The following is a 22,038-nucleotide window of genomic DNA, read 5'->3' on the forward strand; positions in this document are numbered from 1 at the left end:
TAAAGCGAAAAAATATACCGCTACAATACCATATACCTGAAGAATCTACTATTGCAATAGATTCTTTTTCTTTTGTAATACAATTAAAAATAGCTGATATAAAAAAAGGACAGCATATAAAATACTGTCCTTTACCCAACCCAAAGCGGTTTTTAACTTTCCTCCTCGCCTACTGTTTCTGTTTGCGTTGTAACAGATCCTGTAGAAGAATTTCCATAAACTGGTGTTTCATTTCTTAAAATATCGATGACGCGTGCAAAATTTTCTGCATTCATGTAAGGTGTTTCCTCTCTATTACCCTGAAATGTGGTAAAATAAAACTTCCCTAAATCGATTTTTGGATCCCAAAGTGCTTGATAGCTATTTAACTTTGTCCATCCTGTAGTTCCTTGTGCATGATGTGGCATAATTCTTAATTGTTTTAGTGAGATAAAATTGTTTGTGTTACAATTCTGATGCAAATCTAAGACGAGAGTTTCTTTTAACTATAAGGTAAATGCCCCTTTTCATAAAGGTCTTCAACTTAAAATAGCAAAACACCTTATACATTGCTCATGATGTAGTATAAATTGATACATTGTAAATCATTATAATTAAATGATTACTTTATAATATGTCTATTCCTAAAAAAGGCGCTCGAAAAATTCAGGTAGATGCGATTTCTTATCGTTGGTTTATTAGAAGGAAATATGTATCTGCAGACGATCAACTTGTTGTGGTTATTGAAAAAGAAGAAGATGGAGAATGTGTACTTTATGTAATTACAGGGTTTTTAAGACCCGATGGTGCTTTTGAAAAAATTGGAACAAGTACACAAGGGATTGTAACACCAAAAGATGTAGAAACCTATATCAAAACTGCTATTGCAAAAGGGTGGCAACCAGAAACAAAAGGAAGCGCATTTGAATTACGTATATAATTATAAGAAATAGGGGTTTATAAAGCAAATGTTATAAATCTCATTCTAAAATTATAGTTGCAATTAATGAAATCACTCATTTTTCTTTTATTGTTATATAAATTAACTATTTTAAGAGTACACTGATTAGGAAAGAGAATACTATAACAATAAGAACATAATTAGATGAAAAAATCAATATTAAATAATATCAAACAAATATTCTTAATTGTTTTTAGTGTCGTTTTAGGCTTATTTCTAAATGAAAGAATTGAAGAATCAAAAAACGAAAAGGAGGCTGGAAAACTATTATCAAAAATAAAATCTGAAGTAAAAGATAATAAAAAGCTAATTGAATATTGGTTACCCTATCATAAAAAAATAGCAAAAAAATTAGATAGCCTTAACGATAATGAAAGTTTTATAGAAGGTTTTATAGAAGACGAATCCATTCTTTACAAGAAAGTACTCACTAGCGGGACTTTCATGAGCGATATGCCTAGTGAAGATGCCTGGGATATTGCAAAATCACATCCTCTGATCGTAAATTTTGATTATGAAGAATTACTGATCTTATCAAGGGTTTATACACAACAGAAAATGACATTTGATCCTGTTTCTAAAATATCTGAGATATTCTTATCTCCTGATATAAACTCCACCGAAAATGCAAGAAAGAACCTACATATTTTCAAAAATCAGATGCGAGAAATTGTTAGTAGAGAATCACAATTGCTAGAATACTATACTAAAGCAGCAGAAATTCTTAAACTCTGAAATATTTAAAAAAGCAGGTCTATAAGCCGGATTCTGTATTACATATGTAACCCTTATCATTTATCTGGAATGTTTATTACTAAACATTTCTATCTGCCTACCCTCCCACAACGTGCGAGTAACACTTAACTGCGGGTATACTTGACATTGCACCGCATAGAGTTTACCTGGTTGCACTACAGCATTACCTGTACATTCTTTCTGTTGCACTTGTCCTACGCTGAAACTAGTTCAGTGCGACGGCTGTTAGCCGCTATGCTACTCTACGGTGTCCGGACTTTCCTATCACAAAGTGATCGATAAGGCGACCTGCTACCGCAAAGGTACAATATAAATTAGGCTATCATAGGTATTTTGAAAGGTAGTTTTTTAACGTTCTTCATCAGTTTCCATAAACTCTCTAAGTTTTCGTTCTTCCCATTTAATAAAGGGTTTAAAACGACCTAAGGCAACAAGACCATGCATCAAAACACCGATTCCCCAAGGGATAAATCCAAGAAGATTCAACAAATGATTATCAGAGAAACAAAAGAAACAAATTGTAAAGTTTAAAAATGGACCTACTACTGCTACAAGTACTACAAAAATATAAACTCCTAGGTGTGTATAGAATCCTCTTATACGTTTTACTGCATCTTTTGCACGTAAGTATCTTATATCATTTTCATCTTTCATGAGTCTTTAGGTATTATCTTCTTTATCTATATATTCCTTAATCTTACGTTCTTCCCAATCTCGTCCAAACAATGCTGTTTTATGAAAGAGTTTATATGCTTTAAAAATGAGTCCTATACCCCAGCCTAAAGCTGGCCATAAAAACCACATATAGCGCCAATTATTAAAATAGTAGTTAATACCTGCAAGCACAGCCATAAACAAAAAGTAACTCATGACTTCTCCATAAAACTTTTTCAAGTCTGCTACGCGTTCTTTTACACGTTCATATTTATCTCGTTTTTCTTCTGGTGTCATTACTAATGTAGTATATACAATTCTTTAAAAATCTTCATCATTCATAAGCTCGTCAATCTTTTTAGCTTCCCAAGCTTTATTAAAGATAGGATTCCAACCAAACGTTTCTGCCGCATGTCCTATCACTCCCCAGCCCCAGCCTCCTATCGGGAAAATGGCCCAAGGGAATGAGCCTGAACGTGCATTTAAAAAGATAAAAACAGGTACCATGATTAAGTAAATAGCAAAATGAATATAAAAGCCTTTTAACTTCTCTACCTTCTCCTTAGCACGCTTATAGCGCTTATCTTCTATATACTCTTTCTGTTTAGGTACAAATGCTTTTTGTTGTAAAAGCATCGGAATCGCAATTTCAAACGTACTACCGTCATTTTTAACACGAACTTCAGAATCCGTTAATAAATGATAACGCTGTTTAATATTATGTAAACCAACACCACTACTCTTTTTGACTACTTGTTTCGCCTGAATATTATTTTTAACCACTAGCCTATTTCCATCCTCATAAATCTGAATATGCAACTTCTTGCTTGGCGTTACCATATTATGTTTTACAGCATTTTCTAGTAGTAATTGTAAGGATAATGGTACTACTTTCAATTCAGAATTTGAAACATGATCTGGAATATCTACAATAATACTATCTTCAAAACGCATTTTTATTAAGTTCATATACGTACGTGCAAAGGCAAGTTCTTCATCTACAGGAACCAATTCTTTATTTTTTTGTTCCAAAACATAGCGATATACTTTAGAAAGTGATGTTGTAAACTTCTGTGCCTGTTTTGGATTTTCTTCTATAAGACTCGCTAATACATTTAAACTATTAAATAAGAAATGCGGATCTAATTGATTTTTGAGTGCATCAAATTTCGCGGAAGCGGTTCTGGCAATAATTTTAGACTGCTTAACCTTACGATCCTGTATGTTTTTCCAATAATAAAAACCATAAAAAAGTCCCGTAGAAACTAATGCGATAATAGTAGACAAGAAATAGTCATCGAGACGTTCATTTTCTAAGAAGACTTCTAATGACTGTCCAGCTCTTATCACCTGTAAAAAAAGACGTAATAGAAATACGGTTACAAAAGTCGCCATCACTCCGCTAAGTAACCCAATAGTCACATTACGCATTTTCCAAAACTCATTATTGTAACGATCTAAAAATGCTCTAAAAACAAACACATTGACCATATACAATACGACAGAGTATAATTGATTCTGGAAAAAGAACTCAAAAGCATCTCCACCATACCAAGGGTTTCCTATAAGGTATAGGATAATCCCATGTACTATAAAGAAGACTAGTCCAAATACAAATGCTTTACCAAACTCTTTTAGTATATCTTTCATTAGTTGTTTTCTTCTTATTTAGTACACGCTGCATACGCTTCTTGCGCACGTTCTAATCCATAACTAGGATGAAACTCTGTAGCTGGTTTAAAGGTAGCAAAAAGATCTATGGCGCGTTTTATTTCATTACAATATGGTGTGGTATCACTTCCAAAATAACGTGCAGCACCTATATCCCACTCTGCTTTATTAAAAATAAATACTGGGTTTTCAGGCTCTGCCGCTTGTGCTTGGCTATATAATTCAGCTACTTTCCCAGAATACTTCATTCCATATTTAGCGCCATCATGAGCCACCCAAACCGTATATAATTGCGCTTGCATTTGTTTTGCATATGGGTTCTCTTTGTCTATGGCCAAGATATTATTAATATGTTCTTGTGCTTTATCTAAATTTACTTTTAAAGTTGCTTCGTTTCGGTCTTCCCAAGTACTCCAGCATTTTAGTATGTGGATTTGAGCTATATAATAATCGGGAAGCCATTGTTCTTTTTCAGCAGCGGCAATACGTGCATAAAGATTTGAAGCTTCCTCCATTTTATTGGCTCCCCAAAGTTCAGAAGCTTTACGCATTCCTTTTTCATAAGGAGTTTGCGCTGTTCCCAACGTAGTTATAAAAAGTAGTGCAAAAGTGATTATCGTTTTCATCTGTATTGTTTTTTGATGATGTAAAAATGTGGATTTATACGCTTTCGCGAAAGCAAAACCAACCCAACTGTCATTTTTAGCGACCGAATTGTTATTAGCGAAACTCAATTTTATAAAGTCTTAAAGACGTACTCAAAATTGTAAGCTGAACTAATCCCGTTGAAAAGCGGGATCTTAGCTAATACTTTCATTGTAAGTTTTAAATTCTGAATATTCAATCAGAGCAATCTTAAAGAAGCAATCCTAGGGTCTTTTCGCGAAAGCGAAAAGAAAATTAATGTGTTAAAAACTGCTAAAAAACAATGAATCTGTAAGCAATTTTAACATATAAAGACTTAATCCAAAAAAGAATTGCTATGAAAAAGAATCATTATACACTTATTGGAATTTTAGCACTCTGTTTTTCGTTTGCATCCAGTACTGCACAAGAACGTACTAATCCGTTACAACAGGATCAAGAACTGGGAAAAGTGAGTTGGTATCGTGATTATGATGTAGCAACTTCGTTATCAAAAAAAGAAAACAAACCTGTATTAATTCTTTTTCAAGAAGTACCAGGTTGTACTACATGCCGTAATTATGGAGATAACGTATTAAGTAATCCATTACTTGTAGAAGCCATTGAAGATTTATTTATTCCATTGGTGATTCATAATAATAAAGGAGGAAAAGATCGAGCAATTTTAAATCAGTTTAATGAACCTAGTTGGAATAATCCAGTAGTGCGTATTGTAGATGCTACAGGAGCTGGTCTTGCGCCTAGAGTTGCTGGAAATTATTCGGCAAAAGGATTATATACAGCAATGCGTACTGCGTTAGCTAAAACATATGCAGAGATTCCTGAATATATGAATCTATTAGGCAAAGAATTAAGTGCGGTACATAGTACAAAAGAAAAATACTACTCTATGTATTGCTTTTGGACAGGTGAAAAACAATTAGGCGCTACCGAAGGAGTTCTTAATACCGAAGCTGGTTTTATGAAAGGTCGCGAAGTGGTAAAAGTAACCTATGATGATCGTAAAGTAGATATAAAAGCACTAGATACGTATGCAAAACGTAACAACTTCACTCCTATTACAGAAGACAATTCCTACCGACCAGCCAGCAATGATGAAGATTATTACTTACGCCATACACCCTATAAATATCTACCCTTAAGTAATTTACAAAAGACAAAAATCAATAGCGCTTTAGGCAAACGTAAAGATGCAACAGTGTATCTGAGTCCGCGGCAACAAAAATGGTTACAAGATATCAAAACAAATAAGTCAAAACGTGAAGTTTTATTTGACAAATCATTTGCTACCGCTTGGAAACGCAAACTGGCTTTAAGTCAAGGATAGATCGTTTATAATATGATATTTACAATACACTACTGAGTACTATATAATAAATAGCATTTACACCTAGAGAAACCCTCAGTTTAGTGTTAAAAGGTAATCGTTTGTCTAGCGGTTACCTTTTTCTTTGAGTCTAGGTTAGATGTGTAAACAGCAAAACGATCTATAAAACTACATGGTAATTTGAAGATTAGTAGCCGTACCTGCAAGTATAAACTTAGCATCCTTCCATTTGGGCGCACTCATAAATCCTTTGGCATTATTAGAGCAACCTGTATCTTCTTTAGGAATCCCCATAAAGTTAGTATCTAATTTTTGATTACTATTTTCATCGTGAAAAACAGAGACTGCATAGGTTCCTTCTGGAATATCTTTAAAAATCACCACCACTTTCCCATCTTTAATTTTGCTTCTTGTTCCTTTATAACGCTTGCTTAGAAATGTAGTTTCACTATTATACAATCCTACATAAAGCATACCCTCATCACTCGCTATATCAGTAATGGTTACCTGAATATCTTGTAAACTAGCCGCTGTATCTTGTTGTGCATAGATGGTGGTTGTGCCAAGAATAAGTGCAATTATAAATTTGATGATGGTATTCATAACGATTTGTTTTTAGATTGATGCCTCAAAAGTCAGAGAAGTATGGCTCTTTTTAAAAGAGAAACTACTGAATTGTCGAAATGAGTGAGTGAATTGTTTTTTTGCTCCTGTCTATCGCAGACAGGTTCTCGAAAATAGACTCAGAATATAACCGACTCTGTGACTTCGGTACAATTTCTCATACTTCGAAATCACTCAACCACCTAACTGTGAGAAGTGAAAAACTATATGTCAGGTGATTCAGGTTTTTTGCTATAAGCGAAAATGTATCGAAATCACCGACATATGAATCCTACAAAAAGTGCTGTCCAAAATCTTGAAGTGTATCTAAATCCAACCATTTTGCCATTTTATTGTATCCTTTGGCAATATTCTTGACCATTTTAGCTCCATTTTTTATTCCCTTAATGGTTTTATTTATCGTAGACTTACTATCGCCTAGTTCTTCAAAAAAACGTCCAATACGCTTAGGAATATTATTCTTTTTGAGTTTCTTTTTGACGACCTCTTTATCTTTCTCATCTTCTAGTTCTTCAAGGACTTTAGCTGTTTTCTTTAAATCTTCTAACTCCTCTTGGTGTTTTTTAGTTTTAGAAAGTTTTTCAATAAGATCGTTCAACTCACCTTGTAATTCAAAGTTACAGTTCTGGAAGTTGAAGTTGGTAGTAGTGATATCACCGACATTTCCTCCAGTAACAACGGTTTGATTGTCTCTAATAATATTAGGCTGATTATTAATCGTTATACTTAAATTTATATTATAGTCTTTAGCTACCTTGTCTAAAAGAATATCAAGATTGGCTATAGGATCATAAAATGGTCTATTATTTCTTAAATGACTAACAATAGATTGCTCTTCTAAAAAACGTTCATGATTTGTCGGAAGTTCAGAATCGATAACTTTATAAGACAGCTCTGGTTGTAAACTCTTATAAGATTCAAAAATATCATTTAAGGTTTCTCTTATTGTAGAAATGTATTCAGTTTTATCTTTTCCCTGTACAGATACGCTAATGGTACGTTCTCGTTGGCTTTCTTTTATGAGTGCAGTGGTACTTTCTTTATAGCCAAGAAAAACACCATATCTCCATACAGATTGTTTTTTATTGAGAATTTTAATCTCTTTATTATGTCTTACTATAAACCGAGAAATGGTATTTGGTGGTAAAGGTTGGTTAGCTTCATATTTTAAAGATAATGTTGACTTTTCTGAAAAAACAGGCAATGTTTCAGGTTGGTCTTCTTTTAATAAATGTGGTATGACTAATCGTGTACCTCTTAACGTATAGGCTAATTCATACTTAATCATCAAATCAAATAAGAATTTGTGTTTCTCTATAGGAAAACGCTGTGCTTCTTCTTTAAATATTTTAGGAAACTCGCTTAATAATATCGTATGGGTATCGTGATCATTTATCCAATTAATAATTTTATAGACCCCATCACTGATCCATTCAGGGTTTAAAATTAAGGTGTTATATTCTCCTAATTCTGGATACCACAAACTAATCCCTAACGCATGTAATGATTTTAATAAAGTCTCTGCATTATCAATTTGATACTTGTCTGCTATTTCTAAAAACTGTTCCTTTTGGATAAATTCATTTTCTTTGGCTATATTTTTAGCAAATAGTTTTTCTAATTCATTTTTAACTTGGTAATAACTTTTAGAGATCTGTTGTTTTTCCCAAGAAGGGTTATGAATAATATAGTTAGAAACAACTTCTCTAAAATCTTGTAATTTCTTTGTATCTGACTTAATATTAAACGTATATAAGCCTTCAATTGGATATTCAGATTTTAATGTGTTAATAGGGATATCTACGGTATGTTTATCTTGTTCATTAACCAATATAATGGCCCTAGAATTCGTACCACCATAGTTTTTGACATGATCCAACCAATAGCGTAGACGATTTCGTTCTTCACTACGCCCATCATACACTAAAATATACAGACTCCGTTCTGATAAGAAGAATTGATGTGCCGCATGCGTCACTGTATGCCCTGCAAAATCCCAAATACGCACATTAATAGGCTCAGTTTTTGTAGGAAGTTTCCATAAGGTGGTATCTACTCCTGGCGTACTTTCACCTTTCTTTGTCATAGAGGCTTTAGGATTGCGTAATCTACGTGCGATACATGTTTTCCCCACTCCTTTATCTCCTAAAATAATGACACGTGCTTCATTGAGACGTTCACTTCCTTCACGAAGGATACGTTCCATTTCTGCTCCCACCGCAGCAGCCCCTTGAGCTTTTATTTCTTCTGGAAGATTAACTCTTTTTTTAACTTCGTAAATATCAAACTCAAAATTATTTTTAAAGAGTTGTTCATACCATTTAAACCAATAAATACATTTATTTTTCTTTAATGCTAAATGAAAACCATACCAAACATCTCCATATCTATCTATGTTTATTTCTGGTTTTCTACCATCTAAGATTCCTAATAGGTCTGTTAATATATCTTTTTTTAAATTTATTATAGAAATTTCAGATATACTTATTATTGATTTAGATATGTCTTCAGTAATTTTATGATTTTCACTTTCTCCTATGTGATAATAAGTAGAAACAAAATATGCATAATACGGTAAATCAATTAAAAATTGAATAGATTTTCTAATAGTATTTGAATTTTTTTTTCTGTTAGAAAAATAATTATTGTGATATTCTTCATTAGCATTACTATAAATATCATAAGCAAATTCCGAATACGATCTGTTTTTAAAGCTTTGTAAATCAAAACTATAAGAAGAGACATCTAATAAATTAAAAATATTGTATATTTTTAATTGAATTTCAGATTTAATCCAAAATTTTAAATTTCCTTCAACAAATATGAATGGAAGTACCCTAAGACCACATCTCCAAATAAAAACTATTTGTTGTTGCCATGATAGTTTTTCTATTTCTATTTTTAATTGTTCTTCGAATGTCATAAAATCCCCTTACTTTTAATACAAAAGGAAAACTACAAATAAATCTCTTACCATCAATATGTTATCCCATAATCTTAATACATTTTTATTAAATAACCTTATCTTTACGCTATGCATAAGCAACAACATTTTATACACAAACTAGTATCACTATGGTTGTTCATAGGGATTTCGCTGGCGTTTGGGTATGAAACACAGGAACAAACTACAGCTGTAGTTCCTGTGGAGTTGGTGGAGACCTATACTTCAGTCAGGAAACCGCATACGGTATCTTATACGAAGGTGGTTAAAGCTATACATGCAGCAGGGTATACATCGGCGTATGCTATATTTTCATTTACACGCTTCTTAGAGGTACAACAGCATATCATCTTCCATCAAATGACAGTACAGCAAGAAGCTTTTTTAAATACAAAACCTTCCTTCATAGTACGTTTACCACAACGTACTCCTCTATCTGATGATACAGATCGTAGTCAGCATTTGTCTTAATTTCTAGACAACTTCAACGTACACATCTATTGTATCATCTTACGCTATGCCTAGCGTACCAACATTAATTTAATGAAATTTAAACGTTTTCTGCGCTTAGTAGCGCTTATACTAATGGTGGCTGTAGCCGCCGCTATTCCGATACCTATGAAATTTGCATACAAAGACAATCTTCCAAAAAACCTACAAGAACAGGTAGATACGAAAGAAGAAGATGACGAAGAGGATGAGCAAGAATATATTATGTAATCAGGTGACTTCGATACAATTTCTCATGCTTCGAAATCACTCAGTCACTAACTGTGAAAAGTGAAAAACTATATGTCAGGTGATTGAATGTTTTCGCGATAGGCGAAAATGTATCGAAATTACCGTATCTAAAAACTAAGAAAATAGCGTACTAGTCTATTATATTTGGGGTTCTCAAAAAAATGCTGTGTTATATGCTCCTTTACACGCTTTCGCGAAAGCGTACATAGAAACAGTAAAATAGCATCGAAAACGCTATCGTAAAAACAAATCCTTGCATTAGGGCATGGTGGAAGAATACTATATCTTTGCAGGCTTAAAATTGGAAGATGATACAACGCATATTTAAAAATTTCACATTCAATCCTAAAGATGATATTCTTTCTGGACTTACCGTAGCATTAGCATTGGTGCCAGAAGCAGTGGCATTTGCCTTTGTGGCTGAAATTCCGCCATTAGTAGGTCTTTACGGTGCGTTTATGATGGGAATTATCACGGCACTTTTTGGAGGGCGTCCAGGAATGATTTCTGGGGCTACAGGTGCCATGGCAGTTGTAATGGTGCATATGATCCAAAAAGGAAATGAAGTGGGTGATGCATTAGCAACTCCTATTGAAAACTTAGGATTGCAATGGTTATTTATTACGCTACTCTTTGTGGGAGCTATTCAAATAACAGCTGGAATTTTTAGACTTGGTAAGTTTGTTCGTTTGATTCCACATCCTGTGATGATGGGGTTTGTAAATGGGCTTGCGATTGTTATCTTCCTTTCACAATTAAAATTATTTCCAAGTTTAGGTACTGAAAATATTTCATTTACAGGAGCTACTGGGGATTGGTTTTCTGCCTTATTTTCTAATGGTACGTTTTGGATCATGTTAGGCTTTGTGGCATTAACCATGGCAATTATGTATTTCTTACCTAAAATCACAAAAGCAGTACCTGCGGCACTTGTTGCAATTGTAGTCGTTGCGGCTATTGTTATTTTTGGAGATTTAGATATGAGTACTGTTGGATCTTTTATTCGAGAAGGGAGCTCTGATGGTGCAGGATTAGAAGGTGGTTTACCTACTTTTCAATTTCAAATCTTTGATTCGGTTGTATTAGATACCATTATCGCTAATAAATGGCTCATTCTTTCTACCGCTTCTATATTGGCGGCTGTAGGATTGATAGAGTCCTTAATGACACTCAACCTAATTGATGATATGACAGAAACACGTGGTAGCGGAAATCGCGAATGTGTAGCACAAGGAAGTGCCAATATCTTAAACGGTCTCTTTGGAGGAATGGGTGGTTGTGCTATGATTGGTCAATCTATTATCAATGTAAACTCTGGCGGACGTGGTCGTCTTTCTGGAGCTGTTGCCGCTGTTGCTCTTTTATGTTTTATCTTATTTGGAGCGCCTCTTATCGAGCAAATTCCAATTGCAGCATTGGTAGGTGTTATGTTTATGGTAGTGATAGGAACTTTTGCATGGTCAAGTTTTAGAATCCTAAATAAAATTCCACTGGCAGATGCCTTTGTGCTTATAGCTGTATCTGCCATTACTGTGTGGCAAGATCTAGCGGTTGCTGTTATTGCAGGGGTTATCATGAGTGCTTTAGTATTTGCATGGAAAAATGCAACGATGATTCGTGCACGTAAGCGTACTAAAGAAGATGGAACGAAAGTATATGAAATCTGGGGACCGCTCTTCTTTGGGTCCATTCAAAACTTCAATTCAAAATTTGATGTAAAAAATGATCCTGATAAAATAGAAATCGATTTTATCGAATCACGTGTTAATGACCATTCTGGAATAGAAGCCTTACGTGGCATTGCAAATAAATACTTAGATGCTGGAAAGCAAGTAAAGCTTACACACTTGAGTCCAGAATGTAAAGCATTACTTTTAAAAGCAAATCCAAAATTTGATGAAGTCATAGAAACCGCTGTCGACGATCCTCGTTATCATGTGGTCACTGATTTATTAGACACAGAAGTATAAATATAAGCTATTGTGCATTTTGAGTAATTTCATCGATTTTTTCCTGATACTAAAGGGAATATCGACGATTTTTTTAGTTCTTCATTTAGGATTGAGATAAAACTAAAAATTTTACTAGATAATTAGAGTCATAAAAATTATTAAACCAAGATCTCGTTGAAAAAGCGGGATTAGCCTGTCTGCTGACAGAGGCAGGTTCAACTATCTATTTTGTATGCGTCTTACAGACTTTACAAAATAGTATGTTACTACTAAGTATTTATCTCCATTTTTTTTGTTACGTAAAAACCATAATTAGTAAAAGATTTTTCTTGCTACTTGTAAATAGTAAGCATATTGTATTGACAACTAATTAGTTGTCTTGAAATTCCCATAAATAAAGGGTTTAAAGCTACCTCAAGTAATATTCTAAGAACGCTTAGAAAAATTGACATACGAAAAATCTTACAAATATATCCATAACACACACAGAGTCATTATAATTTACTATTTGTAGGTAATTTACATACAGGGGCAAATGCCCCTATTTTATATTAAAAGTACAAGTAAAAGTTTTTTTTATGTAGATTTGCATATAATATCTCACTAAAACAAATATTAATTATGAAAAAAATTACTTTCAAAAGTGTAGCTTTTGCTGCGGTTTTAACAAGTTTCGTAGGTTTCGGTCAAGGAACAGGTACTACAGAAAATTCAAATGATTTACCGGTAGGAATTCAAAACAACCATGGGGTTGAAGATACACGTGGCGCAGAAGTACCTTCTGTATTAGTTGCTGCAGCTCCTGGAAATGCTGATTGGATTGATGATGTAGAAGCAAAACTAGACGGAACTGGTCTTGTTGCTGCCGATACTTTTTTAACAGGTGCTGGAACACCTACACTTGCAGAACTTCAATCGTATGACGCTGTATTAATTTTTACAGATGCTGGCGTTTCAGATCCTATGGGATTTGGAGACGTTTTAGCACAATATATTGATGGAGGTGGTGCTGTAGTAGATGCTACATTTACACCTAACGTTTCTATTACTGGAGGGTTTACTGCTTATGAACTATACTCTGCTTCTGGACAATCTAATGGTGCAAATTTAGGTATAGGAACTATTAATGAGCCTAGCCATCCTATTTTAGAAGGTGTATCTTCTTTTGATGGAGGAACGGCTTCTTTCCATAATACTGGAGGAACTATTGCTGCAGATGCTACTGTCATTGCAGAGTACACAACTACTGATCCTTTTATCATCATTCAAGAAAATGTAGGTCCTGCAAGTGCAAGACGTACTTTCCTTAATTTTTATCCACCATCTATCGATGCACGTGATGATTTCTGGAATACAACTTCTGATGGTGCTTTAATTATGGCAAATGCGTTACGTTGGACTTCTTTTTTCAATGATGGTCCATCTGTACTTGTTGTTGCTTCTCCTGGTAATCCAGATTGGATTTTTGACGTAAGAGCCAAATTAGAAGAAACAGGTACATTAAATGTAGATACATTCCAAAGTGGTAGCGGTACGCCTACACTTACACAACTTCAAAACTATGACGCTGTATTCTTATTTACAGATGCAGGTGCTGCAGATCCTGCAGCTTTAGGAGATGTTCTTGAAGATTATATTGATTCTGGAAAACCTGTTGTAGATGCTACCTTTACACCTAATGTTTCTGTTACCGGTGGATTTACGCAGTATGAGTTATACTCAAATTCAGGACAATCTGGAGGAACTAACTTAGGGTTTGGTACTATTTTAGAGCCAGGAGATCCTATCCTTACAGAAGTATCTACTTTTGATGGAGGGACTTCTTCTTTCCACAATACTGGTGGAACTATCGCAAGTGGAGCTACTGTTATTGCAGAATATACAGATGGTTCTCCTTTATTAATTAGAGCTAGTAATGTAGGTCCTGCAAATACAAGACGTGTTTTTATTAATTTCTATCCACCATCTATCGATGCACGTGATGATTTTTGGAATACAACTTCTGATGGAGCTCGTATCATGCGTAATTCTTTAATATGGGCTATTAACGGAGAAGTACTTAGTACAGATGATAATGAATTAGGAATTGATCTTTCTATCTATCCTAATCCTGCTCAAAATGAGTTAAATATTACGAACACATCTGGTGTTTCTATAGAAAAAACACAAATTATTGATATGGTAGGTAGAATTGTTACTACGATGGACCCAAGTAACGCTGTCAATAGAACTATTGATATTTCAAACTTAACTACAGGTATTTACTTCTTACGTTTAGAGAGTACAGATGCTAGTAGTGTGATCAAGTTTATTAAGAAATAAGCATGATCTAGTTTCTAATATATATTTATGATTATAATAGTAAACCTCGCCTCTGGCGGGGTTTATTATTATATCCTTTTTTAGTTGGAACTAACTAGTAGTTAAAAATAGAAAGATGTTTTAAATAGAAGTATGGATGAATATATACTTTTTAGTAACTTTATATGCTCAACCCCAAAAAATTAAAACATGTCAAAGAATACAGATTTAGGTTTATTAATACTACGTGTAGGTGTTTCAGGATTAATGCTCACACATGGTCTTCCAAAATTATTAAACTTACTTCAAGGAAACTTTGATTTTCCTGATCCAATAGGACTAGGAAGTATGATCTCCCTTATTTTAATTGTAATTGCTGAAGCAATTTGTCCTGTACTTATTTTGGTAGGAATAAAAACCCGTATCGCTACCATCCCTCCTATTATTGCAATGGCTGTTGCAGCTTTTATGGTACATGGAGCGGATCCTATAGGCACAAAAGAAAAAGCGTTACTCTATTTAGTTGCCTTTATAGCCATAGGTCTTATGGGAGCTGGAAAATTATCTTTAGATAGGAAATAAAATTTACACGTAGTATATAATACTGATATACTAAAACTTCAGTTATCTTATATTTCAATTTTCAATAGCAGTCAAATGATATAAATCGATTGTTATGACGTAAAGTATGATACTTATTAATAATTTTTATATTTGAGAAAATATAAAATACATATCTATCGTTATGAAAAAAAAGAATAGTCTCAGTAAATTAACTTTGAATAAAGAAATGATTTCGAAATTAGAATCATTACAAATGAAAAGAGTCTATGGCGGAAGTGTTGAAGGTCTAGGGCTATGTAACTCTCCTAATACTAGAATGATTGGGTGTACCGTAGAAACTATAAATTGTTAATGCTAACTTGGGAGGGTAAAATTGGATGCATATTAAAGAGAAAGCATACTCCTTTTTACAAATTTAAAATAGAGATATTTGCCTAACAATAAATAAAAAAACCTCGTCGCCAAACGAGGTTTTTATTGTTTACATTCTAAAATATACAGATATCTAATATCTGATCATATGATTTATTGCTGATTAAAAACATCCATTACTCCATCAAATTGAGATACATCAATATCTCCTGCTTGGATGGTCTTGGCAAGATTTGCCATATCTGCAATATTCATATCATTACCTAATAAACGAGCTAATACAAACCCTTTTTCATCTTGTGAGGCAAACACAATTACTTCATCTATTGCATCTTCTTCTCCTCTAAAGTAAAGTTTCATGTTTCCCATTTCTGAATTAACTTTCATTAATTCTTCATAATCATCACTAGCCAATATCGTTGATACTTTTGCTACTTCAGTTTCAAAAGAGGCTCCCGTGTCTTCTTTCATAGGGTACGCCATGATATTAATCTTACGTACTGTTTTAAGAACTCTTTTTTGCTCTTCATCTAAAGCTTTTGTATCCTGACTTATTAAACTGGTAGGTACATCAACTAAAATAAAATCTGAGTTTTCTTGATTTGCAACGTAATACTCCTGTAGTGTTTCGCCATTATTACAACTTGTAAGGCTTATACCAGCAAATAAAACGATGGTTATTATTTTTACTATTCCTTTCATAATTTATCCTTTTTTTGCTTTGTCTACATCTTTAAGAGCTTCACTTCCTTTAAAGTTTAACTCTTGTGCCAACTTTGATATTTGTTTTAAATCTATGTTTCCTGTTACTTGGAAAAATACCGTACGATCTTCTCCATCTATATCTCCATTAAGAAACATCACAAACTCTTTTACAAAATCATCATTACTTCCTGGTTTGTAATAGAATTTCACATTCTTACCATCATCTGTAGCTCTTAAAAGTTCTTCAAGATTAGCAGAAGAGATATAACTCTTCATAGTGCTATTCATCTGTGATGCTAAGTTTTCTTTTGTAGTCGTAAACATTTTTACGTTTTCCAGGTTGTTTACCAGCTCTATGTATGATTGCATTTCTGGATCTGATGAGTTTAGATCTACTTTACTTAATAGTTTAAACATTTTTTGATTCATCACCATAGATGAAACTCCTTTCATAGATTCAAATTTATCAAATTGATTTTGTGCAACCATCGTCATAGACGATACTAATAGTACTACTGCGATAATTATTTTTTTCATTTTTATATTTTTTATTGTTTAAAAAAGTTGCTGGTAGTTGTATTAAATTCATTTACTGCACCCAGCTGTGCAGTGCTTTCACTAAACATTTTCCCCATTAATCCTAATGCTTGTTTGGTTTTTAGGACCCCTACTTCTTGAGGTACGTTTCCTACATAAATTCCAGCATCAGAATTATCAGGTTCAATTATTTGAGTTGTAATTCCTATAGTTAGTATTACAACGGCTGCCACTCCAGAAATCCAACGAAGCACAGGCTTCTTTTGTTTTGGTAAATGTATAGGGATATCATATGTTTCTTGCGATGCAAAGGCAAAGGCCGTAAACATATCTCTATAACTTTCCAAATGAGGTGCTACATGATCACTTGTAAAATACATACGTAATTGCTTTTCTTGCGCAAGTGTAGTTGCTCCCTCAAAATAGGCTTCCAGTAACTGCTCAACTTTATTGGATTCCATAGTTTTGTTTTTTAATTAATGCTTCTCTTATGGTTTTTCTAGCACGTGATAATGCAACACGAACTGCTGTTTCATTCATTTCTAACATAGCTGCAATTTCTGAATTATCAAATTGCTCTACATCTCTTAACTGCAGAATTAACTGCTGTTGTTCGGGTAAATTTTTCATTAACTTATATACCCATTCTACTTCGTTTGAAGCTTCGATTTGTCTTCCGGTATTACGAGAATGATCTTCATAATTACTGTGTACTATTCTAAGGTTATTATTTCGTTTTGCCTTTAATGAGTCGTAACAATAATTTTTGGTCATAGTCATCGCAAATGCTTCAACACTTCTATATTGCTTCATTTTAGATCTACGCGTCCACAAACGCAACAAAATTTCTTGAGTTGCATCTTGTGCTTCGTCTTCAGAGATAAGTAATCGTTTGGCCACACGATATATTTTATCTTTAAAGGGATTTACAAGTTGTATGAATGCAGTTTGATCCATGTATTTAATTTCGGTTAGTTATAAGGGAGACGAGTACCTTTATATTTTGTTACAACAAATTTTATTTTTTTTGTGAAAAAGTAAAATTTTAAAAATTCATTGTCAAAAATAAGTATGTTTATTATAGATAATAGTTTTATGTTTAACTCGTGGTGAATTTATATATTCAGTACTCTAATTTTCTAGTATTTTTTTATTTTTTACTTCAATCTTAAAAGGAAGAATCAAAAATTTCATCGATATTCACTTTGGGCTTAGGAAAAAATTGATGGAATTACTCAATATACACAACAGATTATTCAATATATAAATATTAGTATACGCTTTCGCGAAAGCGTACCAAGCACCTTTTTCCTGTAACAACTTAATATATTCTAACACTAATAAGCAAAACAATATATATGATCATAACCACAACTAATAGTATAGACGGAAAAGAAGTGACTAATTACTTAGGAATCATAGTAGGGACCACGTATACGTCAAATCATGGAACAAAAGGAATGACTTTTAAAGACATCTTTAATAGCAAGAAGTATTATGAAAATTATGAAAGCGGACTCGATAAAGCTAAAGAGGAAGCCTTTGAAAAGTTAAAAGCAAAAGCTTCAGAAAAACAAGCCAACGCAATTATTGGAGTGTCCATAGATATTGAAATGATGAGCACTACAGGAATTACAATGGTATCTGTAGTAGGAACAGCTGTAAGAGTACAATAATTATCATCTATGATTTGTAAAAGAACCACCTCTCAGCATTCTGACTTTATAGAATTAGTACATCTCTTAGACGCTGAATTAACTGAAAGAGATGGTGATGAGCATACTTTTTATCATCAGTTTAATAGTATTGACTCATTACAGCATTGTATCGTTTTATACCATGTATCTGACGCGGTAGGATGTGGCGCTATAAAAAACTATGATGATGCGACTGTAGAAGTAAAACGAATGTATGTTACAAATACACATAGAGGTAAAGGTGTAGCAACACGCATCTTAATACATTTAGAAATGTGGGCAAAAGAACTAGATTTTCAACGATGTGTACTAGAAACCGGTATCAGGCAGCCAGAAGCCATTGCGTTATATAAAAAAAATGGATATCATCAAATTCCTAATTACGGTCAATATATAGGCGTAGAAAACAGTGTCTGTTTTGAAAAGCTTTTATAGATTTGAACTATGAAAAAGAAAGTCATCATTATTGGCGCTGGATTAACAGGGCTTTTACTTGCATATCGTCTTAAAAAACGAGAAATTCCTTTCATAATATTAGAAGCGAGAGATCGTATAGGAGGACGCATTCACACCTTTCTTTCTGCAAAAGAAACCCCTATAGAAATGGGAGCTACTTGGTTAGGACAGCAACATACTGCATTGGTTCGTTTGCTAAAAGAATTAGACATTCCTATATATCCTCAATATACAGAAGGCACTGCTTGGTATGAACCTGTACCCATGCAAGCAGCACAAGAAGTACAACTACCTCCCAATGAAAGCCCTAGTTACAGAATACAAGGCGGAAGTAGTGCATTAATACATACACTAGCAAAAGATTTAGTAAAAGAAGATATTCATCTACATACAATCGTCACTACTATAAAAGCTACTCCAGATGCCATAGAAGTACACACAAAAGACAACGTATATACCGCATCAAAAGTAGTGAGTACCTTACCTCCTAACCTATTAGCTACCTCCATACAATGTTCACCTAAACTCCCTGAGAACATCACAGCAATTGCAAAGAAAACACATACTTGGATGGGGGAATCTATTAAGTTTGGAATTTCCTATACGTCCCCATTCTGGAAAGAACACCATTGGTCAGGAACGCTATTTAGTAACATAGGGCCTATTACAGAAATGTATGACCACAGTACATTAGAAACCAATAAGTATGCGTTAAAAGGCTTTTTAAATAGTAATTTATCTACGATTACTAAGAAGCAACGTCAAGAAAAAGTATGTACACAACTTAAACGAACCTTTGGAGAAAAAGCATTGGAGTATATTGCCTACGAAGAAACCGTATGGCAAAAACAGCCATTTACCTATGCTCCCTATGAAAATTATGTCTTGCCCCATCAGAACAATGGGCAAGCATGTTATCAAGAAACACATTATGAGAATCGATTCTATATTGCCGGATCAGAAACAGCCACTTATTATGGCGGTTATATGGAAGGTGCTGTGCAAAGTGCACAACAATGTTATGAACATATGTTCAAAGAAGTGAGCCTTTAGTACTTTTGGGTTGTGTATAAAACATAACTATATGTTCATATCTGGATGCAATAATCGGTGTATCTTTGCACTATGCGCACTTATCAACTTATCTTAAGTGCTTGTTTAGTATTATGCACGTATACTACTCAAGCACAAATTGTTATTAATGAATTAGATTCAGACACTCCAAGTACAGATACCATGGAGTTTATAGAATTAAAATCAGATACTCCAGAAATGTCCTTAGATGGTTTTGTTCTTGTGCTATTCAATGGATCTACCAGTGGAAACGATTCTAGTTATTTTTCTTTAGATCTCGATGGATTTACCACAGATATTAATGGAATATTCCTAATGTCTAATAACGATGTTTCGCCTATAGGAGATTTTATCTTATTTGACAGTACGATACAAAATGGCGCAGATGCTGTTGCTATTTATCAAGGAAATGCCTCCGATTTTCCTGATGGAACACTTGCTACAACAACAAATCTAGTAGATGCATTAGCACATGATACAAATGATGCAGATGATACGGTTTTGTTAGGGCTATTAGGACTCACAGAGCAAATCAACGAAGGAGAAAATGGAAATCAAACAACAGAATCAATACAGCGTGATAATGACGGAACGTATTTTGTAGCCACTCCTACCCCTGGAGTTTTAAATGATGGGTCTGGTGAATTTATAAATGGAATTGGATTTACAACCTCAAGTGATCAATATGAAGAAGGAGATAGCTTTGATATTGTATTTACCACACAAGAAAACGTTACAGAAACACTTAGCTTTGACATCTCCCTTTCTAATGGAACCTTTAACACATCTGATTTTACAGGTGTTACCATGATTACAATTCCTAATGGAGAAAATACAGCCACAACAACCATTCAGCTTATAGACGATACTGATGATGAAGGCGATGAAATATTACAAATCACTTTTGGTGAACTTCCAGATACTTTTAGCCGATTAAATGATAACAACCAAATACGAGTAATCGATAATGATTTTACAGTTGCTCCTTGGGGAACACCATTAAACCCAACTTTTGATCAAGTAGAAAGTACACAACCCGAAGGATACTATGATAGTATTGATGGACTTGCAGGCGACGAACTTGTACAAGCCATTCAAGATATTATTGCAGATCCTGATATTGTAAGAGCACAAACCTATACAGATGTCATTGATATTTTAAACGAAGCAGATCAAAGTCCACTAAATAGTAACCAAGTATGGTTATTATACACCGAACAACAACGTCCTAAATTAGACTTTCAAACCTCTGGTGGAAGTAATGTAGGGCTTTGGAATAGAGAACATACCTACCCTAGGTCTCGTGGAGGGTTTGATGATATAGACTTAGATGAAATTGCAGACGGTATCGATATCTTTTTTACTACCGAAGCAGATTCTTTACGTCATGCTAATAGTGATGCACATGGTTTACGAGCAACAGATGGCCCTGAAAATAGTGCACGTGGAAACTCAGATTACGGAGAATATAGCGGGCCTGAAAATACTCAAGGTAGTTGGCAAGGAGATGTGGCAAGAGGAATCTTCTTTTTAACCATACGTTATAATGGTTTAGAAGTCATTGCTGGAAATCCAGATAATAGTACCGTGGGAGCATTAGGTGATTTAGACATCTTATTAGATTGGTATCGTAACGATCCTGCTGATGACTATGAGCTGAATAGGAATAATGTAGTATATACGTGGCAATTCAACCGTAATCCATTTATAGATCTTCCAGATCTTGCAGAATTTATTTGGGGAGAAAATGCTGGTGAAGTATATAATTTACCATTAAGTACAGAATCATTTACAACGTCCAATATTCGTATGTATCCAAACCCTGCGAAAGATATACTCACGCTAGAAACGCCTAATCTTTCTGGGGAAGTTAATATCTATACACTTACAGGACAAAAAGTACATACAGCTCTTATTGATAACACAACTCGGATTCCGCTTACATTATCAACGGGGATCTATTTGGTACAAGTAACAACCCAAGAAGGTATTCAGACATTGCGCTTGGTGGTAGAATAGTTTTATGATTATATACGCTTTCGCGAAAGCGAACCTGTGAGATTCACGACCAACAGGAG

Annotated in this window: 24 protein-coding genes and 1 other RNA gene; 13 read left to right on the plus strand and 12 right to left on the minus strand. The window is 34.0% G+C overall.

Translation table 11 applies throughout. From position 1 onward, the window contains the following. Nucleotides 1-152: 152 nt before the first annotated feature. Nucleotides 153-407, minus strand: a complete 255-nt coding sequence (locus tag Q1A01_RS06685; RefSeq protein WP_299677861.1) for a hypothetical protein — start codon at nucleotides 405-407, stop codon at nucleotides 153-155. A gap of 206 nt (nucleotides 408-613) precedes the next feature. Between Q1A01_RS06685 and Q1A01_RS06690 the strand changes: the two genes are divergently transcribed. Both Q1A01_RS06690 and Q1A01_RS06695 read left to right on the plus strand, forming a co-directional pair. After that, entirely contained in the window at nucleotides 614-919 is a 306-nt protein-coding gene (locus tag Q1A01_RS06690; protein WP_299677864.1) for a hypothetical protein, read from the plus strand. A 165-nt stretch (nucleotides 920-1,084) separates the two neighbouring features. Further along, on the plus strand, nucleotides 1,085-1,675 hold the full coding sequence (locus Q1A01_RS06695; RefSeq protein WP_299677867.1) for a hypothetical protein: 591 nt from the start codon (nucleotides 1,085-1,087) through the stop codon (nucleotides 1,673-1,675). A gap of 6 nt (nucleotides 1,676-1,681) precedes the next feature. On the opposite strand, the gene rnpB is transcribed toward Q1A01_RS06695, so the two are convergent. The 5 genes from rnpB to Q1A01_RS06720 all read right to left on the minus strand — a co-directional run bounded on the left by rnpB (nucleotide 1,682) and on the right by Q1A01_RS06720 (nucleotide 4,647). Further along, an RNA gene (rnpB, locus tag Q1A01_RS06700) (RNase P RNA component class A) lies at nucleotides 1,682-1,991 on the minus strand. Between the two features lie 53 nt (nucleotides 1,992-2,044). Further along, the gene (locus Q1A01_RS06705; protein ID WP_299677871.1) at nucleotides 2,045-2,350 is read right to left on the minus strand and encodes a 2TM domain-containing protein; all 306 of its coding nucleotides are present in this window, start codon (nucleotides 2,348-2,350) and stop codon (nucleotides 2,045-2,047) included. A gap of 6 nt (nucleotides 2,351-2,356) precedes the next feature. Further along, nucleotides 2,357-2,647 (minus strand): 2TM domain-containing protein, encoded by a 291-nt coding sequence (locus tag Q1A01_RS06710; RefSeq protein ID WP_299677874.1) that lies wholly within the window; start codon nucleotides 2,645-2,647, stop codon nucleotides 2,357-2,359. Between the two features lie 24 nt (nucleotides 2,648-2,671). Then, complete coding sequence (locus Q1A01_RS06715) at nucleotides 2,672-4,000, minus strand: histidine kinase (protein ID WP_299677877.1); 1,329 nt, start codon at nucleotides 3,998-4,000, stop codon at nucleotides 2,672-2,674. 14 nt (nucleotides 4,001-4,014) lie between these two features. Beyond that, a complete protein-coding gene (locus Q1A01_RS06720) occupies nucleotides 4,015-4,647 on the minus strand; it encodes a hypothetical protein (protein WP_299677880.1) in 633 nt (210 codons plus the stop codon). Between the two features lie 356 nt (nucleotides 4,648-5,003). Here Q1A01_RS06720 and Q1A01_RS06725 point away from each other — a divergent pair, with 356 nt between their 5' ends. After that, nucleotides 5,004-5,993, plus strand: coding sequence for a VPGUxxT family thioredoxin-like (seleno)protein, type 2 (locus Q1A01_RS06725; RefSeq protein WP_299677883.1), 990 nt, complete (start codon nucleotides 5,004-5,006; stop codon nucleotides 5,991-5,993). A 168-nt stretch (nucleotides 5,994-6,161) separates the two neighbouring features. Here the strand turns inward: Q1A01_RS06725 and Q1A01_RS06730 are convergent, their stop codons facing one another. Then, nucleotides 6,162-6,596, minus strand: coding sequence for a DUF2141 domain-containing protein (locus Q1A01_RS06730; RefSeq protein ID WP_299677886.1), 435 nt, complete (start codon nucleotides 6,594-6,596; stop codon nucleotides 6,162-6,164). A gap of 292 nt (nucleotides 6,597-6,888) precedes the next feature. After that, the gene (locus Q1A01_RS06735; RefSeq protein WP_299677889.1) at nucleotides 6,889-9,540 is read right to left on the minus strand and encodes a COR domain-containing protein; all 2,652 of its coding nucleotides are present in this window, start codon (nucleotides 9,538-9,540) and stop codon (nucleotides 6,889-6,891) included. Nucleotides 9,541-9,651: 111 nt separating this feature from the next. Between Q1A01_RS06735 and Q1A01_RS06740 the strand changes: the two genes are divergently transcribed. The 6 genes from Q1A01_RS06740 (at nucleotide 9,652) to Q1A01_RS23885 (ending at nucleotide 15,471) form a co-directional block, all read left to right on the plus strand. Then, the gene (locus Q1A01_RS06740) at nucleotides 9,652-10,032 is read left to right on the plus strand and encodes a hypothetical protein (protein ID WP_299677892.1); all 381 of its coding nucleotides are present in this window, start codon (nucleotides 9,652-9,654) and stop codon (nucleotides 10,030-10,032) included. A gap of 72 nt (nucleotides 10,033-10,104) precedes the next feature. Continuing rightward, nucleotides 10,105-10,281, plus strand: a complete 177-nt coding sequence (locus Q1A01_RS06745; protein ID WP_299677895.1) for a hypothetical protein — start codon at nucleotides 10,105-10,107, stop codon at nucleotides 10,279-10,281. 329 nt (nucleotides 10,282-10,610) lie between these two features. Further along, complete coding sequence (locus Q1A01_RS06750) at nucleotides 10,611-12,272, plus strand: SulP family inorganic anion transporter (RefSeq protein ID WP_299677898.1); 1,662 nt, start codon at nucleotides 10,611-10,613, stop codon at nucleotides 12,270-12,272. A gap of 603 nt (nucleotides 12,273-12,875) precedes the next feature. Continuing rightward, the gene (locus tag Q1A01_RS06755; RefSeq protein ID WP_299677901.1) at nucleotides 12,876-14,576 is read left to right on the plus strand and encodes a T9SS type A sorting domain-containing protein; all 1,701 of its coding nucleotides are present in this window, start codon (nucleotides 12,876-12,878) and stop codon (nucleotides 14,574-14,576) included. Between the two features lie 189 nt (nucleotides 14,577-14,765). Next, on the plus strand, nucleotides 14,766-15,137 hold the full coding sequence (locus Q1A01_RS06760; protein WP_299677903.1) for a DoxX family protein: 372 nt from the start codon (nucleotides 14,766-14,768) through the stop codon (nucleotides 15,135-15,137). Nucleotides 15,138-15,300: 163 nt separating this feature from the next. Next, a complete protein-coding gene (locus Q1A01_RS23885) occupies nucleotides 15,301-15,471 on the plus strand; it encodes a class I lanthipeptide (protein ID WP_366520087.1) in 171 nt (56 codons plus the stop codon). Nucleotides 15,472-15,644: 173 nt separating this feature from the next. Here the strand turns inward: Q1A01_RS23885 and Q1A01_RS06765 are convergent, their stop codons facing one another. Genes Q1A01_RS06765 through Q1A01_RS06780 form a run of 4 tightly spaced genes read right to left on the minus strand, consistent with a single transcriptional unit; the run spans nucleotide 15,645 to nucleotide 17,690 of the window. Continuing rightward, nucleotides 15,645-16,193, minus strand: coding sequence for a DUF4252 domain-containing protein (locus tag Q1A01_RS06765; RefSeq protein WP_299677906.1), 549 nt, complete (start codon nucleotides 16,191-16,193; stop codon nucleotides 15,645-15,647). A gap of 3 nt (nucleotides 16,194-16,196) precedes the next feature. Next, on the minus strand, nucleotides 16,197-16,733 hold the full coding sequence (locus Q1A01_RS06770; RefSeq protein WP_299677909.1) for a DUF4252 domain-containing protein: 537 nt from the start codon (nucleotides 16,731-16,733) through the stop codon (nucleotides 16,197-16,199). A gap of 11 nt (nucleotides 16,734-16,744) precedes the next feature. Beyond that, a complete protein-coding gene (locus tag Q1A01_RS06775) occupies nucleotides 16,745-17,194 on the minus strand; it encodes a hypothetical protein (RefSeq protein WP_299677912.1) in 450 nt (149 codons plus the stop codon). Then, nucleotides 17,181-17,690: a sigma-70 family RNA polymerase sigma factor gene (locus Q1A01_RS06780; protein WP_299677915.1), complete on the minus strand. Its 510-nt coding sequence runs from the start codon at nucleotides 17,688-17,690 to the stop codon at nucleotides 17,181-17,183. The genes Q1A01_RS06775 and Q1A01_RS06780 overlap by 14 nt, the downstream gene beginning before the upstream one ends. A gap of 401 nt (nucleotides 17,691-18,091) precedes the next feature. On the opposite strand from Q1A01_RS06780, the gene Q1A01_RS06785 reads away from it, so the two are divergent. The 4 genes from Q1A01_RS06785 (at nucleotide 18,092) to Q1A01_RS06800 (ending at nucleotide 21,979) form a co-directional block, all read left to right on the plus strand. After that, on the plus strand, nucleotides 18,092-18,409 hold the full coding sequence (locus Q1A01_RS06785) for a heavy metal-binding domain-containing protein (protein WP_299677918.1): 318 nt from the start codon (nucleotides 18,092-18,094) through the stop codon (nucleotides 18,407-18,409). A gap of 9 nt (nucleotides 18,410-18,418) precedes the next feature. Then, entirely contained in the window at nucleotides 18,419-18,865 is a 447-nt protein-coding gene (locus tag Q1A01_RS06790; protein ID WP_299677921.1) for a GNAT family N-acetyltransferase, read from the plus strand. A gap of 9 nt (nucleotides 18,866-18,874) precedes the next feature. Beyond that, nucleotides 18,875-19,939 (plus strand): NAD(P)/FAD-dependent oxidoreductase, encoded by a 1,065-nt coding sequence (locus Q1A01_RS06795; RefSeq protein WP_299677924.1) that lies wholly within the window; start codon nucleotides 18,875-18,877, stop codon nucleotides 19,937-19,939. A 72-nt stretch (nucleotides 19,940-20,011) separates the two neighbouring features. Further along, a complete protein-coding gene (locus tag Q1A01_RS06800; RefSeq protein ID WP_299677927.1) occupies nucleotides 20,012-21,979 on the plus strand; it encodes an endonuclease in 1,968 nt (655 codons plus the stop codon). Nucleotides 21,980-22,038: the final 59 nt, after the last annotated feature.

This window comes from uncultured Dokdonia sp. (assembly GCF_947492815.1).
Classification (GTDB): Bacteria; Bacteroidota; Bacteroidia; order Flavobacteriales; family Flavobacteriaceae; genus Dokdonia.

Coding starts and splice junctions, on each gene's coding strand:
- Q1A01_RS06685 (WP_299677861.1), bottom strand. CDS start 407: ATGCCACATCATGCACAAGGAACTACAGGATGGACAAAGTTAAATAGC.
- Q1A01_RS06690 (WP_299677864.1), top strand. CDS start 614: ATGTCTATTCCTAAAAAAGGCGCTCGAAAAATTCAGGTAGATGCGATT.
- Q1A01_RS06695 (WP_299677867.1), top strand. CDS start 1,085: ATGAAAAAATCAATATTAAATAATATCAAACAAATATTCTTAATTGTT.
- Q1A01_RS06705 (WP_299677871.1), bottom strand. CDS start 2,350: ATGAAAGATGAAAATGATATAAGATACTTACGTGCAAAAGATGCAGTA.
- Q1A01_RS06710 (WP_299677874.1), bottom strand. CDS start 2,647: ATGACACCAGAAGAAAAACGAGATAAATATGAACGTGTAAAAGAACGC.
- Q1A01_RS06715 (WP_299677877.1), bottom strand. CDS start 4,000: ATGAAAGATATACTAAAAGAGTTTGGTAAAGCATTTGTATTTGGACTA.
- Q1A01_RS06720 (WP_299677880.1), bottom strand. CDS start 4,647: ATGAAAACGATAATCACTTTTGCACTACTTTTTATAACTACGTTGGGA.
- Q1A01_RS06725 (WP_299677883.1), top strand. CDS start 5,004: ATGAAAAAGAATCATTATACACTTATTGGAATTTTAGCACTCTGTTTT.
- Q1A01_RS06730 (WP_299677886.1), bottom strand. CDS start 6,596: ATGAATACCATCATCAAATTTATAATTGCACTTATTCTTGGCACAACC.
- Q1A01_RS06735 (WP_299677889.1), bottom strand. CDS start 9,540: ATGACATTCGAAGAACAATTAAAAATAGAAATAGAAAAACTATCATGG.
- Q1A01_RS06740 (WP_299677892.1), top strand. CDS start 9,652: ATGCATAAGCAACAACATTTTATACACAAACTAGTATCACTATGGTTG.
- Q1A01_RS06745 (WP_299677895.1), top strand. CDS start 10,105: ATGAAATTTAAACGTTTTCTGCGCTTAGTAGCGCTTATACTAATGGTG.
- Q1A01_RS06750 (WP_299677898.1), top strand. CDS start 10,611: ATGATACAACGCATATTTAAAAATTTCACATTCAATCCTAAAGATGAT.
- Q1A01_RS06755 (WP_299677901.1), top strand. CDS start 12,876: ATGAAAAAAATTACTTTCAAAAGTGTAGCTTTTGCTGCGGTTTTAACA.
- Q1A01_RS06760 (WP_299677903.1), top strand. CDS start 14,766: ATGTCAAAGAATACAGATTTAGGTTTATTAATACTACGTGTAGGTGTT.
- Q1A01_RS23885 (WP_366520087.1), top strand. CDS start 15,301: ATGAAAAAAAAGAATAGTCTCAGTAAATTAACTTTGAATAAAGAAATG.
- Q1A01_RS06765 (WP_299677906.1), bottom strand. CDS start 16,193: ATGAAAGGAATAGTAAAAATAATAACCATCGTTTTATTTGCTGGTATA.
- Q1A01_RS06770 (WP_299677909.1), bottom strand. CDS start 16,733: ATGAAAAAAATAATTATCGCAGTAGTACTATTAGTATCGTCTATGACG.
- Q1A01_RS06775 (WP_299677912.1), bottom strand. CDS start 17,194: ATGGAATCCAATAAAGTTGAGCAGTTACTGGAAGCCTATTTTGAGGGA.
- Q1A01_RS06780 (WP_299677915.1), bottom strand. CDS start 17,690: ATGGATCAAACTGCATTCATACAACTTGTAAATCCCTTTAAAGATAAA.
- Q1A01_RS06785 (WP_299677918.1), top strand. CDS start 18,092: ATGATCATAACCACAACTAATAGTATAGACGGAAAAGAAGTGACTAAT.
- Q1A01_RS06790 (WP_299677921.1), top strand. CDS start 18,419: ATGATTTGTAAAAGAACCACCTCTCAGCATTCTGACTTTATAGAATTA.
- Q1A01_RS06795 (WP_299677924.1), top strand. CDS start 18,875: ATGAAAAAGAAAGTCATCATTATTGGCGCTGGATTAACAGGGCTTTTA.
- Q1A01_RS06800 (WP_299677927.1), top strand. CDS start 20,012: ATGCGCACTTATCAACTTATCTTAAGTGCTTGTTTAGTATTATGCACG.